A 15,642-nucleotide genomic window follows, 5' to 3' on the forward strand; every position below is an offset into this window, starting at 1 on the left:
GCCTTTACCTCACCAACTAACTAATGGGCCGCGGAGCCATCCTATACCCGATTACTCGTTTAACATCCTCTAGATGCCTATCGTATGCTTTATGCGGTATTATTCACCCTTTCGAGTGGCTATCCCCCTGTATAGGCCAGGTTCTCCACGTGTTACTCACCCGTCCGCCGCTAAAATGCATTGCTGCATCTTCGCTCGACTTGCATGTGTTAAGCACGCCGCCAGCGTTCGTCCTGAGCCAGGATCAAACTCTCATGTTCTTATCTTATCAGATACTTCTCGTATCCTCTTATCCTGTTTCATTACTTCTTACTGGTTTATCTGGTTCTCTTTAAAGAAATTGTCGGTTCTATATATCTCTATATTACCTCGCACTTCCTCACACTGTTCAATTTTCAAAGATCACCAAAAATATAGAATTTTTAAACTACCGCCTTTCAGCAGCAATAATAATGATAGCATCTTTAAATAAACATGTCAATAACTTTTTTACTTCTTCCTTCGATTCGTAATATGAACTTATGTTATTTTGAACACTCATTCGCCAGATTCAAGTTTTCATTTTCCGGCATTTTTACGGTAAAAAAATGGCTCCTCGGATTGGATTCGAACCAACAACCCTCCGGTTAACAGCCGGATGCTCCACCATTGAGCTACCGAGGAACGATTTTGACTTTACTATTATAACAATTTATATAATAAAAATCAATATCCCATTTTATATTTTTTCTTATACCTAAGCTTCAAGGTGCTATGGAGAATAAAAGTGCAGAAAGCTGCACTTTTATTCTCTTTCCGGTTTCATTGTAGGAAATAGAATTACATCTCTTATTGAAGGTGAATCTGTAAGAAACATCACAAGCCTATCGATACCTATACCCATTCCCCCTGTAGGAGGCATCCCTATCTCCAGCGCATTCATAAAATCCTCATCCATCACATAAGCTTCATCGTCACCGAGTTCCCTTTCATGAAGCTGCTGAATAAATCTTTCCCTTTGTATATCGGGATCGTTCAGCTCCGAGTATGCATTTGCCAGTTCGCGGCCGTATACAAAAGCCTCAAACCTTTCAGTAAGCTTAGGATTGCCCCTTTTCGCCTTGGTCAATGGTGAAATCTCAACAGGATAATCTATAAGGAGAGTTGGCTGTATCAGATTCTTTTCTCCATATTCTTCAAAAAGAGCATTTAATATATCGCCCTTCGTACAGTCCTTAAGCTGCTTTTTTATATTGATGTTTAACTTTTTCGCAATATCCCTTGCCTCGTCATCGCTTTCTATTTTATCAAAATCTATGTTTGCATATTGCTTTACAGCTTCCGTCATGGTGAGCCTCCTCCATGGCGGCTTAAAATCTATTTCCGTTCCCTGATAAACGATCTTCGTAGTGCCATAAAGTTCTTGGCATATCTTGGAAATCATATTTTCAAGTATCTCCATCATCCCGTTATAATCAGTATATGCCTGATATAACTCTATCATGGTAAACTCAGGATTATGCCTGATATCCATACCTTCATTTCTAAAATCCTTGCCTATCTCATATACTCTCTCAAATCCGCCGACGATAAGCCTTTTAAGATAAAGTTCCGTTGCAATCCTTAAATACATATCTATATCCAGTGTGTTATGATGCGTTATAAACGGCCTTGCAGCCGCCCCCCCTGCTATCGTGGAAAGCACCGGAGTTTCAACTTCCATATATCCTCTATCATCCAAGAACTTTCTGATTGCCTTTATTATTTTAGTTCTTTTTATAAAAACATCCCTTACATCTTGATTGATTATAAGGTCGACATAACGCTCCCTGTATTTTAAATCAGGATCTTTAAGCCCATGCCATTTTTCAGGAAGAGGCCTTAAAGATTTGCAAAGAAGGGTAAAATCGGTAACATGAATGGAAATTTCACCCGAATGAGTTTTAAACACCCTTCCTTTTACTCCCAGTATATCACCTAAATCCAGAGACTTGAAAAATTTAAGCTTCTCCTCGCCTATGTCATCTATCCTTAAATAAAGCTGTATTTTCCCGAATTTATCATAAAGATCTGAAAAGCCGGCCTTACCATGGACCCTTTTGGACAAAAGCCTGCCCGCTACCGATACATAAGTCCCTTCCATCTTTTCAAAGTTATCCTTTATTTCCTTGGATGAGTCAGTCACATCATAAGTATAAGTATTAAATGGATCTTGCCCTTTATCTTTTAACTCTTTAAATTTTTCTCTGCGCTCTATAATAAGCTTGTTGTATTCTTCTTCAAGTGCATCAGTGTTTAGCTTTTCATTAGCCATAAGATAAAACCCCCAAAACTACTTTGTTATTTCAAGTATTTTATATTTTATAACGCCGTCAGGAACTTCTACTTCTGCAATATCTCCAACTTTTTTGCCGATTAAACCACGTCCTACAGGAGATTCATTGGATATTTTAAGTTTACTTGGATCCGCCTCGGCAGATCCTACTATTGTATAATTGATCTCATCATTGAATTCAAGGTCCTTCACCTTTACATTACAGCCTATGCTTACTGTTTCCGTGGTAATATCATCTTCATCAATAACCTTGGCCGATTTTAACATGTTTTCCAGCAGTGCAATCCTGCCTTCAACAAATGCCTGCTCATTTTTAGCCTCATCGTATTCGGAGTTTTCGCTTAAATCTCCAAAAGACAGAGCAGTTTTTATTTTTTGGGTTACCTCTTTTCTTTTTATCGTTTTTAAGTAGTCGAGTTCCTCCTCCAATTTTCTTACGCCTTCATACGTTAGAACAGTCTGTTTATTTGATTCGCCCATCTTACTCTCCCCTTCTGGCAATTTTTAGTATTGAGGAAAAAATATATAAATATTTCAACTCCAAAATTTTCATTTTAAAGTTGAAATATTTATAACCTCATTTATATTATCTTGTTCCTCATACTTAAATTATTTTATATGCCGTTAATATATGCATATATTTTCAAATTATTCGAATCCAATTGCTATTCTCATTCAATAAGCATAAGCAAGATAAGTTTGCAATAACATAAAGACAGCAACATTTTCATAAATACTGCAAGCACTATAGATGATTAACTCTATAGTGCTTGCAGTATTCAGCGCTATCTTATTGTTGAATATTATAAAACACAGCTAATTAATTGTCAACAGTTTTTACCATAGCGGATACATTTATTTTATTATATTTTTAAGACTATTCTAAATAAACTTAAGGCAGGAGAACCGCAAATATCTCCTGCCCGATTTTAAAACCTCAAATAACAGTTTAGCTCTTTTTTTCTGCCTTTGCTTTTCTGATTTTTTCCCTTGCCTCTCTATCCGAAAGGCCGTTTATATCTATACCAAGTTTATTTGCCTCTTCTTTAATATTATCGTGAATTTTGGCTTTTATTTTCTGTCTGGCTTCCTCTTTTGAAAGGCCTTTTATATCAACACCAAGTTTTTTAGCCTTTTCTTCGATCCTTTCCATCCTTTTAGCTTCCATTGCTTCCTTGACTTTTGCTCTGGCCTCCTCCTCTGAGAGGCCTTTTATATCCACGCCGAGCTTTTCGGCTATTTTCTGGATTTTTTCAAAACTTAAATCATGGTCTTTGATCTCTAATCTTTCATTATCCTTTGCATTTGGACTTGGAGTATTAGATGCAAAGACAGGAACTGCGGTGCAAACCATTACAATTCCTGTAATTAAACCTGCGAAAATTTTATTTTTACCTTGCATAAATTCATCTCCCTTCCAATTTTAGTATACAGATTTTTTGTATCTATACCTTATTATTGCCCCCAAACGTTTAATAATGATAATTTATATATTAATTTTTTCTTAAAGGCCATGTTAGACTTCCAGTTTATTGATGTTGATTTGTTTAAGAGCTTTTCTGGACCAGCATAAGGCTTTTTTTATAATCAATCAACAAATTTATAAGTTCATCCTTTTTGATAATCGCATTTATTTTGTTTTTTATATCGGTTGAATTTTTCAAACCCTTTATATACCAGGCGGCATGCTTTCGCATTTCCCTGATTCCGGTATTCTCCCCTTTTAAATCTACCAGCATTTTGGCATGTCTTACAGCCATGTCGATCCTTTCCCCGGCATCAGGCTCCGACAGAATCTCGCCCGTTTTAAGATAATGATTTATCCTCTTAAAAATCCATGGATTGCCCATGGCGCCCCTGGCAACAAGTATTCCGTCACATCCTGTTTCTTGAAAGAGCCCTTTTGCAGCTTCGGGTGTAAACACATCTCCGTTTCCTATAACAGGTATTTTGACGCTTTCTTTTACCCTTTTGATTATAGACCAGTCCGCATTTCCTTCATACATCTGCTCTCTTGTCCTGCCATGAACGGATACTGCACTGGCACCGCTTTCTTCAGCCATGTTTGCGAATTCAACAGCGTTAATACTGGACTCATCCCAACCTTTGCGGAATTTAACAGTTACGGGAAGCAGCGAATTTTTTGCGACGCTTTTAATAATTTTCGATGCAAGATCAGGGTTTCTCATAAGAGCACACCCTTCACCATTTTTTACGATTTTTCGAGCCGGGCATCCCATATTGATGTCTATCAATGCGACCATTTTATTCCTGCTTATCTCTCCTGCCATTTCTCCCATAATATCCGGGTCAGAGCCAAAAATCTGCACTCCGACAGGAGCTTCTCTTTTATCGATATCAAGCATGTCTATGGTTTTGCTGCTGTTATAATAAAGCCCTTTTGAGCTTATCATTTCGGTATATACAAAACCACAGCCCATTTCCCTGCATAAAATTCTGAAAGGCTTATCTGTCACTCCTGCCATCGGAGCCAAAAATACATTGCTTTTAAATTCCAAACCGCCTATTTTCATCCTATCACCTAAATATTTTTATTCATATTATAAATAATTCTTAGGCCCTCAAGAGTCAGATAACCGTTTATTTCATTTATTGTGGTGGACTCCGATGATATCAGCCTTGCAAGGCCTCCTGTCGCTACTACAAAAGGCTCTTTTTCTTCATATTTTTTCATCTCAGCCTTCATCTTATTCACAATATAATCAACAAGCCCGACATATCCATAGACAATACCTGCCTGCATGCTTTGTACGGTATTCTTGCATATGACCGAAGGCGGCTTTACAAGTTCGACTCTCGGAAGCTTTGCCGCCTTTGAAAACAAAGCTTCACTGGAGATTTTAATGCCGGGGACTATTGCGCCTCCAAGGTAATCTGCACCTGAAGTTACGGCGCAAAACGTGGTGGCGGTACCAAAGTCGATGATAATAAGAGGACCTCCATACAGCTCATGGGCGGCAACAGCATTGACTATCCTGTCTGCTCCCACCTCTTTGGGATTGTCATATTTAATATTTATCCCCGATTTTACACCAGGCCCTACTATGAGAGGCTGAGTATTGAAGTATTTTTTTATTGCATGCTCAAGGGAATACATTATGTTCGGTACGACTGACGATATTATGACTCCTTCAACCTTATCCATCTTAAATCCGGCATAATCAAACAGCAGTTTAATATGCAAACCATATTCGTCAGCTGTCTTGGGGGTATCTGTAGAAAGCCTCCAGTCCGACAGTATCTTGTTTCCTTCAATTATTCCAAGCACAATATTTGTATTCCCGACATCTATGACAAGTATCATATTTTTTCCTCCAGTTTAAATTTCAAGAGATGCGCAAAATTGCGCATCCCTGTGGCTGCATATATATTCTTAGAATATATATGCAGCTCATCACTGTAATTATTTTCTTATCGTATTTATTCCCTTTATAATCGCGGTCACAAGAACTACCGCAACAACAAGTTCGGCAACTCCATTTGTCAGGGCAACGCCTGCCAATATGCGGCCAAGATTTGCCATGGTTACTCCTTTCACTTGCGTAAACTCACGTGCTGCAACCACGTAAATCATACCCAGAACTCCCGCCGTATTCATTATTGTTCCAACTGCAGCTGCTGCCGGAACGGATATAATGGCACATATCTTTCCGCTCTTTGAGTTATTTTTACTGTCACAATTTGAAACATGTTTTAAAGCTTTATAGGTATATGCCGCAGATAAACCTATCATAATTCTCGGGGCAACGGAAACCAACGGATTGATAAAAACCGGTGCGAGAGGTCCCGACATATTGATAACCAGGCTTGATATCCCGAATATAAGTCCTACTATTGCGCCTGCAACAGGTCCCTCCGTGATAGCTGCGATTATGACGGGTATATGCATAAATGTTGCCTTTATAACCCCGACATAAATAAAACCAATGCCCGGTACGATGCTCATAACGATAGATATGGCACTTAACAGGGCAATTGTTGCCATCCTTCTTGTAGTAAAGTATGGTCGGCAGGATGCGTGTACTTCCGTTTTCATTTTTACATAACCTCCTGTTCCAGCTCTTTTCCGGTCACCTGCAGGCATGAGCCTATCAGGTGCACTATAAGATGCCGGACAATATTCAAATTATTTTTTATGAGTCCGGTACCTAAAAATTATGGTTACCGGCTTCTTACAAGATTTATTTTAACACAAATCTTTTTTTTAACAACTGTGAATTAGTATATCTTCCATTCGTAATATGAGATTATGTTATTTTGAACACTCATTCGCTATTCAAAATAACATAATCCTATTCATACCTGATTTCAGATTACGAGTTAAATTAGTATATTCGTATACATCAAAATTATTTAAAGAATACCATTCCAATCAACGTCAGGTTGAAATGTTTTTATACAACCATCGGTTGTTAAAAGTGGCAAAACTATTTTTGATATAAACCAACAATATATTGTTTCATGATGATTTAACCAATATACTTATCTTATAAAATATGCACGAATTTATGTGCCGGGGAGGTTTTTATATGTATGACGTATACGGTGTCGGAAACAGGATCGCATCGTACAGAAAATTGCAGGGATTGACTCAGGAAGAACTTGCCGCAAGGTTGAACATTACAGCGCAGGCTGTGTCCAAATGGGAAAACGGGCTGAGTTTTCCTGAAATAACAATACTGCCCTATCTTGCAAAAGAATTGAATGTTTCGATTGAAAAGCTGCTTGGAAACGAAGATAAAAATGCCGGCAGCAACCCGTCGGAACGCTATCATATTCCAGCGTTTCCGGAAACTAAAGGCTATAATCTCAAACTTGTTCATACTTTCGGTAATGTTGCCTGTTATTCTCAAAAAGAAGTAAAGGATGTAAACAAAGATACCGTCATTTTCAAGGATGGAAGCAGTGCAAATCTTAATCAGCTAAAAATCATAAATAAGGGAACCGGCGAAATCTGTTTCGATTTTATTGATGAAATACCTGTATATGAAGATATCGACTCGAGTAAAACAGAATTCAGCGAAGTATATGACGGAATACAATCGATAGATATGGCTGTAGCCGGCGCTGATTTTAAGGTTGTCAGATCGAAGGACAGCAAGACATATGTGAAAGCCACAGGTTCGCCGATATTCATCGAGGGGCTCAAAGTCATTCAGGAGGAAGAACGCCTTTCTTTAAGATGTGAACATAAGAACAACAGATATGGAAACTCAAGCAGCAGGAATGTTGTAATCATATCTTTTGGCAGTGACTGCGGGGAAAACATTCGGATAGATCTGCATGGCTCAGGTGATGTCTCAGTTGAAGTTCCCTTCAAAAGTGGATATGCTTCCATTAACGGCTCGGGCGACATAACAACTTTTGATATCGATGATCTTGAAGCAAGAATAAGCGGCAGCGGTGACATTAAATGCAGTAAGGCAGGCAACCCGAGAATCAGCATAAACGGATCCGGGGATTTCGAGGCCCATGAAGTATCTGGTTTTCTTAAATCATCGATCAGCGGCTCAGGAGATATTAGTTTAGGAACAGGAGATTTGGATATATTCGAAGCGGTTATAAGAGGTTCCGGAGATATAGATGCGGAACATATCAGCACGAGGACTGCCAATCTTTCAATAGAAGGCTCCGGGGATATAACAATCGGAAGAGTTATGGAAGAATCCGTGGAGAAGCACAGCAAAAGCTCTTCTATTAAAGTGCTGAAAAGAGGATAAAATCCTAAAACAGCTGCATTGATATTATTTAAATAGTGCCGGAGGTAAAAATATCCTCCGGCACATATTCCAAACCTTTTCATAAGAATACCTCCTTATATCTTTATCTGAAAATCAACAGCCCTGCTAAAAATGACGAAACATTTATTGCAAGAGATAGTTTAAGCATTGATTTTGAATTCCTGTCCAATGCATAAACAAAAAGTCTCCACTCGATTATCACAGCGGCTATTTCAAGGAAAATTCCAGCAGGCTTATACAAACGGTACATCCCCAGATAATAAATCAAGGCAAGTATGTAATTAAGGGCCGGGTTTGTGATAATATTGGCCAGGATTAGTGTAATATAAAGTCTTTTATCCCTGTAACCTAAAAAAACGCAACTATGGATTCAATCATTATAGTGAGCAATAGCGCAAGTAAAAAATTATTTATTAGCATTTTTCTTTATGTTATTCTTAATAGTAATGAATGCCACAACACAGATTATTATCAGTCCTGCGCCTACAATGACAAAAAATAATATCGAAATAAATTTAACGGCAGGAGGTGGGGCCATGTCTGCAAAAACAACCTTTTGAAAAGCAAGACTGGCCATAAGAACAAAGGCTAAAGTCTTGAGCATATCTTTTTTATTTTCATAAACTTCACCTCCATTCTGTCGTCGGTAAACCTTCCTTAAAATGAATAATAAATTACATCATGCATCTTTAAATTCCATGTTAAATATACAATCTACATTAGTTTAATAATAGCATATTTATGCACATTATACAAAATATGTTATCTGATCGCTTCGATTCGTAATATGCGCTTATATTATTTATGCCTGATTTCATATTGCGAATTGAAAAACAGACCGATTTTAATTAGGGCTTTTTATGCTTGCCGATCAGTTCTAATGTCTATTTACTTTAATCCTCTGCTTCCGGGTTTTACATACGGTATGCCCTGCTTGCACAGAGGGCAGTTTTCAGCGTCCCAGCTCTCAATCAAAAGCTTTACGGCACTGTATACGGGATATTCCATGGTACATGTACCCCTGTCGGCTATGCATGCAATACCTGCGACTTCCCCACCGAGTTTTCTTATGACTTTTGCTGTTTCAAGGGAAGATTTGCCGGTTGTGATTACATCCTCGCTTATAAGCACCCTCTGGCCTTTTTCTATTTCAAATCCCCTTCTAAGGGTCATGACTCCGTTTTCACGCTCTGTGAATACAGCCTTTCTGCCAAGCTGTCTCCCAAGCTCATATGATACGATTACGCCTCCCATTGCAGGTCCTACGACGACATCAAAATCCAAATCCTCAATTTTCTTTGCAACAACGCTTAACACTTTTTCCGCCTTATCAGGATACTGCAGGAGTTTTGCGCACTGTATATACTTATCACTGTGCCTTCCGGACGATAACAGAAAATGACCCTCTAAAAGAGCTCCGCATTCTTTTAATATATCTATCACCATGATTTTACCTCCTGATTATTCCTCTAATTTCTTCTAAATCTTTTATGCCTTCTGTCTCCATAAAATTCCTTATACCATCTATTAAACTTATGCAGATATCCGGTTTTATAAAATTTGCCGTCCCTACCTGTACCGCACTGGCACCTGCCATTATAAATTCTATAGCATCTTTATAATTTGCGATTCCTCCCATACCTATAACAGGCACATCGACGGCAGATGCCACTTCATAAACCATCCTTAAGGCAATCGGTTTTATGGCCGGACCCGAAAGGCCTGCCGTTACATTTTCAAATACCGGTTTTCTTTTTTTTATATCTATTGCCATAGCTTTAAACGTATTTACCAAAGATATCGCGTCAGCCCCGGCCTCGCAGCATTTTTCAGCCATATCCGCTATATTCTCCGCATTAGGCGAAAGCTTGACTATAAGAGGTTTTTTCACGACGCCTCTCACCTTCGATACCACCTCGTATGCAACTTTGGACTTTATCCCAAATGCCATCCCCCCATGCTTCACATTCGGACATGATATATTTAGCTCAATAAACTGCACCCTTGTATTATCTAACATTTGAGCACCTTTTATATACTCATCGATGCTTTCTCCGCCCAAATTTGCTATTGCAACGGTATCAAGCTTGAGCATGAAAGGCAGCTCATATTTTATAAACTCGTCAATGCCAGGGTTTTGAAGCCCCACGCTGTTCATCACACCTGATCTGGTCTCAAAAATGCGTATGCCTCTGTTGCCTTCCCTCTTATTTAGTGTTAAGCCCTTAGATACAATCCCTCCAAGCTTCGATACGTCGAATATTTCATTGTATTCCCTGCCAAAGCCAAAGGTGCCTGATGCTGCTATAACAGGATTTTTAAATTTCACATTGCATATTTCAACTTCCATCATCCTATAATCACATCCCTGCCGTTAAATACCGGCCCATCTTTGCATACGCGCTTATTGCCATTTTTAGTTTTACATGTGCATCCTAAGCATGCTCCCACGCCGCAGGCCATCCTTCTCTCCATGGATATAAAAATCAGAACATCGCATTTTATACACTTTTTTATGACCTTTTCCATCATTGTCCATGGACCGCAGCAAAGGACCACAGAATATTTTTTGGGATCGAATATATCTGTTATAAATCCCTTATGCCCTGCTTTTCCGCTGTCCGTTGCAAGGTATATATTGTCCACATATTCTTTGAATTTATCCACTATATAAACATCTTCCCTGAATCCTGCATAAAGATCCACCTCACATCCGACCATCTTTTTCGCAGTGTAAAGCATAGGCGTAAGTCCTATCCCGCCGGCTACCATGGCTGCTCTACCTTTTATATTACTTAAATCAAAGCCGTTTCCGAGAGGCCCCAGCATGCTTATACTATCTCCAGCCTTCATGCCGCTCAATATTTTTGTGCCCCTGCCCCTTATCTCATATAAAAACGATACGTAACCGCATCCGGCGTCGAATACGCTTAAAGGCCTTGAAAGGAGCAGTTCTATTCCCCATGAGCGTACCATAAAAAACTGTCCCGGTATAATATCGTAATTTCCCGATACCGTCATAATAAATATATTTTTATACACTTTTGTGTTTTTCAGTATCTTATTCGTTGCGTATACCGGCAGCATTCCAGATCGCCTCCCTCATTTCAATGACTTCGTCCCTTGCATACATATCAAACTTTTTTTCACCGTCTTCGTGTTTTTTATATGAAAGGAGTATACCTCTTGATGAATTCACAATCCCGCCATTGCCGCCTCTGAGGTATACGGCTACATCCCCTGCGGTGCCTCCTTGCGCTCCATAACCCGGTATGAGCATAAACATATCCCCAAAATCTCTCCTCAAGGCGGCACCCTCGTCTACATGCGTACAGCCTATTACACCGCCTATGGAGCTGTAACCGCATTTCCCTTTATAATATGAAGCGATTTTACATACTTTATCCGCGACATGCCTGTATACCTTTATTCCTCTTTTATCCTCCATATACTGTATATCAAAAGCGCCCTTATTGGATGTCCTGACAAGTATGAAAATTCCCTTTTCAAAATCCCTGACATAATCCAGATATGGTTCCAGGCTGTCAAACCCCATATAAGGGCTGAGGGTTACAAAATCGCTTTCAAAATCTCCCGTAAAATGTGCCTTTGCATACATCCTTGCCGTATTTGCTATGTCTCCCCTTTTAATATCCGCAATAGATATACATCCACAATTTTTTATATACTTCAAAGTTCTCTTATAGGCTAAAAGTCCCGCAAGCCCTAAAGCTTCATAATAAGCTATCTGCACCTTGAAGCATGCACATACATCAGATACGGCATCTATTATCCTTTTATTAAAATCAAACAGCCCGTCTTCTAAATTATCATGTTCCTTTAAAAAACAATTTGGTATATACTCCGGGGATGTATCAAGCCCAACGCAGACGTTTCCTTTGTTTTTTACGCTCTCATAGAGCCTGTCTATTATCATATATGACCCTCCCGCCTTTTACAGTCATCAATACTTTCCCGTAAAACTCCATACCATCAAATGGAGTATTTTTACCCTTGGATTCAAAATTTTTTGCATCGACTTTTATCTTTTTATTTAAATCGACTAAAACCAGATCCCCATCATATCCTATTTTAATCTCGCCCTTATTCAGCTTTAAAATCCTCGCCGGATTTTTAGACATAATTTCAGAAAGCCTACTAAGAGATATGTTCCCCTCATGAACAAGCTTCGTAAAGCATACGCAAAATGCTGTCTCTAAACCTGATATGCCTCTTGCACCATTTCTTTTGTCCTCCATAGTGTGGGGGGCATGATCTGTGGAAATCACATCCACAAATCCATCTTTTATAGACTCGATCAAAAATTTTACATCCGTTGCATCCCTTAATGGAGGATTTACTTTATAATCGACGCTGTTATCCAGACTTATATGATGAGGCGTAACTTCACAGGTTACCGGAACGCCTCTTTTTTTCGCATCCATTATACTCTTCATGGCTTCCTTTGTGCTTACATGAGCAATATGCAGAGGACAAAGGGTATATTCCGAAAGGACTATATCCCTTATGGTCATTATGTTTTCCGATAGCCTCGCGTCATACTTTGCAATACTTTCATCTTCTTCATGGGTCATAACGATGATACCCATATCTTTTGCCTTGACCATGGCTTTATACATTATATCGATGCTCAAAACGCCTTTCCCGTCATCTGAAATTATCTTTACACCTTTATCTATTTTTTCAAGGTGGCTTATATCATTTCCCTCCATGTTTTTCGTTATGGATATACTCTGATAAACATCGATAAGACCCGCCTCATCCGCTTTATTTTTAACATATTCGACAATTTCCATGCTGCTGCATGGGGGATCCGTATTTGCCATAAGATTGACGGCCGTATAGCCGCCTGCCGCAGCAGCACGGCTTCCGGACAGTATATCTTCTTTATAAGTTTGGCCCGGATCCCTGAAGTGGCTGTGCAAATCCACGAACGCAGGCAAAATGGTAAGACCTTTTCCATCGATAACGGAACAATCCTTCGAAAGGCTTTTCCCTATTTCATCTATCTTTCCATTTCTTATATATACGTCACCTTCAAAATCCTGGCTACTGTCGACAACCCTTGCGCCTTTAACCAATAATTCCATCGGCTATACCTCCGATAAAGCATACACTTCATCGCAATACTTGCACCTGTATTCCGCTTTGTCCTCATCCACAAGATAAAAAATATGCGGCAAATACTTTTCAATAGATGTAACACATCTTGGATTTTTACATTTTATAATATTTTCGACTCTTTCCGGAAGCTTGAGCTTGATTTTTTTCTTTATAATACCGCCATCTATTATATTTATCGTGATATCAGGCGAGATAAGCCCGAGCATCGTGTAATCCATATCTATAGCATTTTCGATTTTAATCATGTCCTTTTTGCCAAGCTTGTTGCTGTTTGCATTCATTATAAGGGCCACTGTAAAATCAGCTTTGTCAAGGCCCATATAGTTAAATATCTTGACTCCAAGTCCTGCTTTTATGTGATCTATTACTATACCCCTTGTTATCCCATCGATCTTTAACATTATCTATCGACCCCCAGCAATTTTGATATTAAAGCCATCCTCACATACATTCCAAACTTTGCCTGTCTGAAATAGCATGCCCGTTTATCACCATCAACTTCATATGCGATCTCATTCACTCTCGGCAGCGGATGCAGCACTATCATATCATCCCTTGCCTGCCTCATCTTTTCGCTGTCCAGTATATAGCTGTCCTTCAGCCTTAAATAGTCTTCTTCATTGAAAAATCTTTCCCTCTGAACTCTCGTCATATATAGTATGTCTAACTTGCCTATTACATCTTCGAGATTTTGGACTTCTTCGAATTCTATATTGTTTTTCTCGAGTATTCCTTTTTTAATATAATCCGGAACCTTAAGCTCCTCAGGTGATATGAGTATGAATTTATTGTTTTCGTATCTTGACATGGCTTTTATGAGTGAATGGACTGTACGCCCGAATTTTAGATCTCCGCAGAGGCCTATCGTATGGTTTGATAGTGTTCCTTTTATATTTCTTATAGTCAGAAGATCAGTTAACGTTTGAGTCGGATGCTGATGACCGCCGTCGCCTGCATTTATGACCGGTATGTTTGAATACATGGCGGCAACCCTCGGCGCCCCTTCTTTGGGATTCCTCATAGCCGCGATATCCGCATAGCACCCGACAACCCTTATGGTGTCCGCAATGCTTTCGCCTTTTGAAACCGAGCTCGAATTCGCTTCCGAAAAACCTATCACCCTGCCTCCAAGCCTGAGCATGGCAGCTTCAAAGCTGAATCTCGTCCTTGTACTGGGTTCATAGAAAAGCGTGGCAAGTATCTTTCCGTCGCAGATATGCAAATATCTTTCAGGATCTTTTATTATTCTGTCCGCGAACCTGAATACTTCCTCCATTTCATCAACCGTAAAATCCATCGGATCGATTAAATGTCTTCCTTTTAACATACTTTTCCTCCTTTTAGACTCTCAGGTCTACATTAAAGGTTCTAAAAATTTTTTGTATATAACCTGTAAGCAGCTCCGGGCATAAAAAATGCCTTCCTCTCGGGAAGGCATACTAATACACTTAGATACTTCAACCTTCCCGGTCTCACAGAACCAGCTTAAAGGTATTTTTATTATGATAGCATAAACTTTATGCTAAGTCAATGGTCAAAAAATATGTCTCTTAAGATTTTACACCTCTAAAAATTTCAAAATAATAAGCATCATATCATCAAAATATCAATTGATTATCCAAAATTCATTTATTTTATCATCGTTTTCAACTTTTTTACTATTTCCTGTACCTCTTCTTCTTTTGAATTTTTCTCAACTTCCTTTGGCGAAAGTACAAGCGCAATCACATTTGAATGTGTAATAAAGCAAACCTGAACATATGCATAATCACCTATCCGATCATAAAGCCTTCCGGAACTTATCGTCCCTTTGAAAACAGTATCGGAACTGTTAGCCACATAACCAACCGTGCCAATATAGGGAAGTTCCACACGTATCGCTTCATCATCATATTCGTTTTGGGGCTCTTTTACAATTTTTAGTATACGTCCAATCTCAAACGGTACTTTGTCATAATAATGATTCAACCCTGTAATCGTAATAAAATAATTCTCTCTCATTCATGACTCCCCCTTTGCGGCATTATTATTTCTCTTATATCACTATATAATCATAATATTATATTTTTAGCAATAGTTTTATGTAATCCGTAATCTTTTTTGATAATTCATCTTTGGAATAATAATCAAGCAGCCATGTTCCACCTAATATATTCAGGTACATAATTACTTCATGGATTATCAAAGAAATCATCATATGTATATTTATCTATCAAATTATGGAAATAGGATTGGTTATTAGTGAGCGTTTACGCACATGTGCAAAAAAATAATGGACATATATATTCCTTCTTGAATTCTATAAATGGAGAAGTATTTCCAAAACATTCATATACCCATCGATTGTCTTACAATGAATAATTATGTATATTTTCCTCAAATATTTCACTTAATGTTTTTAATGAATCTCTTGATAGAAAA

Annotated in this window: 16 protein-coding genes, 1 tRNA gene and 1 rRNA gene; 1 reads left to right on the forward strand and 17 read right to left on the reverse strand. The window is 38.6% G+C overall.

Translation table 11 applies throughout. The features are described from left to right. From QME45_06945 to QME45_06980, 8 genes are all read right to left on the reverse strand, one after another. Positions 1 to 260: ribosomal RNA gene (locus QME45_06945) — 16S ribosomal RNA — on the reverse strand; the annotation flags it as partial. Between the two features lie 328 nt (positions 261 to 588). Further along, positions 589 to 663 (reverse strand) — tRNA-Asn (locus tag QME45_06950). A 121-nt stretch (positions 664 to 784) separates the two neighbouring features. Then, on the reverse strand, positions 785 to 2,293 hold the full coding sequence (gene lysS, locus QME45_06955; protein ID MDI6618401.1) for a lysine--tRNA ligase: 1,509 nt from the start codon (positions 2,291 to 2,293) through the stop codon (positions 785 to 787). 18 nt (positions 2,294 to 2,311) lie between these two features. Next, positions 2,312 to 2,794: a transcription elongation factor GreA gene (gene greA / locus QME45_06960; protein MDI6618402.1), complete on the reverse strand. Its 483-nt coding sequence runs from the start codon at positions 2,792 to 2,794 to the stop codon at positions 2,312 to 2,314. Positions 2,795 to 3,263: 469 nt separating this feature from the next. Next, positions 3,264 to 3,716 carry a hypothetical protein gene (locus tag QME45_06965; protein ID MDI6618403.1) on the reverse strand — a complete coding sequence of 151 codons (453 nt, stop codon included), beginning with the start codon at positions 3,714 to 3,716 and terminating at the stop codon, positions 3,264 to 3,266. A gap of 145 nt (positions 3,717 to 3,861) precedes the next feature. Continuing rightward, complete coding sequence (gene dusB / locus QME45_06970; protein ID MDI6618404.1) at positions 3,862 to 4,848, reverse strand: tRNA dihydrouridine synthase DusB; 987 nt, start codon at positions 4,846 to 4,848, stop codon at positions 3,862 to 3,864. Positions 4,849 to 4,856: 8 nt separating this feature from the next. Continuing rightward, positions 4,857 to 5,639, reverse strand: coding sequence for a type III pantothenate kinase (locus QME45_06975; GenBank protein MDI6618405.1), 783 nt, complete (start codon positions 5,637 to 5,639; stop codon positions 4,857 to 4,859). Positions 5,640 to 5,738: 99 nt separating this feature from the next. Continuing rightward, the gene (locus tag QME45_06980; GenBank protein ID MDI6618406.1) at positions 5,739 to 6,371 is read right to left on the reverse strand and encodes an ECF transporter S component; all 633 of its coding nucleotides are present in this window, start codon (positions 6,369 to 6,371) and stop codon (positions 5,739 to 5,741) included. A 493-nt stretch (positions 6,372 to 6,864) separates the two neighbouring features. On the opposite strand from QME45_06980, the gene QME45_06985 reads away from it, so the two are divergent. Then, positions 6,865 to 8,055 carry a DUF2807 domain-containing protein gene (locus QME45_06985; protein ID MDI6618407.1) on the forward strand — a complete coding sequence of 397 codons (1,191 nt, stop codon included), beginning with the start codon at positions 6,865 to 6,867 and terminating at the stop codon, positions 8,053 to 8,055. Between the two features lie 103 nt (positions 8,056 to 8,158). Here the strand turns inward: QME45_06985 and QME45_06990 are convergent, their stop codons facing one another. From QME45_06990 to QME45_07030, 9 genes are all read right to left on the reverse strand, one after another. Beyond that, a complete protein-coding gene (locus QME45_06990; GenBank protein ID MDI6618408.1) occupies positions 8,159 to 8,317 on the reverse strand; it encodes a hypothetical protein in 159 nt (52 codons plus the stop codon). 647 nt (positions 8,318 to 8,964) lie between these two features. Further along, on the reverse strand, positions 8,965 to 9,522 hold the full coding sequence (pyrE, locus tag QME45_06995; GenBank protein MDI6618409.1) for an orotate phosphoribosyltransferase: 558 nt from the start codon (positions 9,520 to 9,522) through the stop codon (positions 8,965 to 8,967). A gap of 4 nt (positions 9,523 to 9,526) precedes the next feature. Beyond that, entirely contained in the window at positions 9,527 to 10,429 is a 903-nt protein-coding gene (locus QME45_07000; GenBank protein ID MDI6618410.1) for a dihydroorotate dehydrogenase, read from the reverse strand. Then, positions 10,426 to 11,163 (reverse strand): dihydroorotate dehydrogenase electron transfer subunit, encoded by a 738-nt coding sequence (locus tag QME45_07005; GenBank protein MDI6618411.1) that lies wholly within the window; start codon positions 11,161 to 11,163, stop codon positions 10,426 to 10,428. The genes QME45_07000 and QME45_07005 overlap by 4 nt, the downstream gene beginning before the upstream one ends. Then, positions 11,138 to 12,013: an orotidine-5'-phosphate decarboxylase gene (gene pyrF, locus QME45_07010; GenBank protein MDI6618412.1), complete on the reverse strand. Its 876-nt coding sequence runs from the start codon at positions 12,011 to 12,013 to the stop codon at positions 11,138 to 11,140. The genes QME45_07005 and pyrF overlap by 26 nt, the downstream gene beginning before the upstream one ends. After that, positions 11,991 to 13,187, reverse strand: coding sequence for a dihydroorotase (locus QME45_07015; protein MDI6618413.1), 1,197 nt, complete (start codon positions 13,185 to 13,187; stop codon positions 11,991 to 11,993). Before QME45_07015 ends, pyrF begins: the two co-directional genes overlap by 23 nt. Before the next feature lie 3 nt (positions 13,188 to 13,190). After that, positions 13,191 to 13,622 carry an aspartate carbamoyltransferase regulatory subunit gene (locus QME45_07020; GenBank protein MDI6618414.1) on the reverse strand — a complete coding sequence of 144 codons (432 nt, stop codon included), beginning with the start codon at positions 13,620 to 13,622 and terminating at the stop codon, positions 13,191 to 13,193. Beyond that, positions 13,622 to 14,548, reverse strand: a complete 927-nt coding sequence (gene pyrB, locus QME45_07025) for an aspartate carbamoyltransferase (GenBank protein MDI6618415.1) — start codon at positions 14,546 to 14,548, stop codon at positions 13,622 to 13,624. The genes QME45_07020 and pyrB overlap by 1 nt, the downstream gene beginning before the upstream one ends. Positions 14,549 to 14,850: 302 nt before the next feature. Beyond that, positions 14,851 to 15,222 carry an HIRAN domain-containing protein gene (locus QME45_07030; protein ID MDI6618416.1) on the reverse strand — a complete coding sequence of 124 codons (372 nt, stop codon included), beginning with the start codon at positions 15,220 to 15,222 and terminating at the stop codon, positions 14,851 to 14,853. Between the last annotated feature and the right edge of the window lie 420 nt (positions 15,223 to 15,642).

This window comes from Clostridiales bacterium (assembly GCA_030016385.1).
Classification (GTDB): Bacteria; Bacillota; Clostridia; order Clostridiales; family Oxobacteraceae; genus JASEJN01.